The following is an 886-nucleotide window of genomic DNA, read 5'->3' as shown; positions in this document are numbered from 1 at the left end:
TCGTCAATATCAACACCGCGCTGCCGCACGCGCAGGACCCCAGCAAGGCCGAGTACACCCAATTGGTGAAGGTCTCCATGGCGTACCGCAAGATCACCTGGACTCATGCGATCGCCGGTACCGAGGCGTCGGACGACTGGCGCAAGCCGCAGGAAGCCTAAGTTCGGACGATCCGAGCGACCGGTGCATACGCCGGTCGCTCGGCGCACGTGTAGATCGGCGGCTCGATCATGGACCGGTAAGGAATGCTTGTGATGATGTCATCCGATCTGCGTTTTACCTTCACTGCTGGCGACGAGTCGTTTGAGGTCGTCGAGTTCACGCTGCGTGAGGGGTTGTCCGAGACCTTTCGCCTGGAGATCGAGCTGGCTAGTGCCAATCCGGCCATCGACTTTGGACAGGTGCTCGATCGCAACGGCCTGCTCACGATCTGGCAGGGTGGCCAGCCCGTGCGCTATGTGCATGGTGCGGTTTCGTCGTTCGTTCAGGGCGACACCGGCTTTCGGCGCACCCGCTACTCGGCGGTGGTCGAGCCGCGCCTCGCACGCCTCAAGCTCTCGTCCGACTGGCGGATCTTCCAGACCCTGAGCGTGACCGAGATCGCAGTCGCCGTGCTCAAGGCCCATGGCCTGACGATGGACTACGAGCAACGTGCGACCAACGAACACCTTGCCCGCGAGTATTGCGTGCAGGCCGGTGATACTGACTACGACTTCGTCGAACGCATCCTGCGCGAGGAAGGCTTCTTCTACGCCTTCCAGCACGGCAAAGAGGGGCACCGGTTGATTCACTGCGATCGGCTGTTCATCTTCGGCCGTCTTGACGGCGAGCCGGTGATCTACAACCCGACGCCGGGCGGCGATCAGCCACAACCCAGCCTACGGAC

At 62.3% G+C, this 886-nt stretch carries 1 protein-coding gene; it reads left to right on the top strand.

Annotated elements, in window-relative coordinates; all coding sequences use genetic code 11:
- Positions 1 to 254: 254 nt before the first annotated feature.
- Positions 255 to 886: type VI secretion system tip protein VgrG (gene vgrG, locus G3N61_RS39220; protein ID WP_241018147.1), on the top strand; the 632-nt coding region annotated here is incomplete at its 3' end.

Origin of the sequence: Burkholderia sp. Ac-20349 (genome assembly GCF_017104865.1) — a bacterium.
Lineage (GTDB): Bacteria > Pseudomonadota > Gammaproteobacteria > Burkholderiales > Burkholderiaceae > Burkholderia > Burkholderia aenigmatica.
The sequence above is the reverse complement of the archived record's forward strand: the minus strand, read 5'-3'. Positions and strand labels throughout refer to the sequence as shown.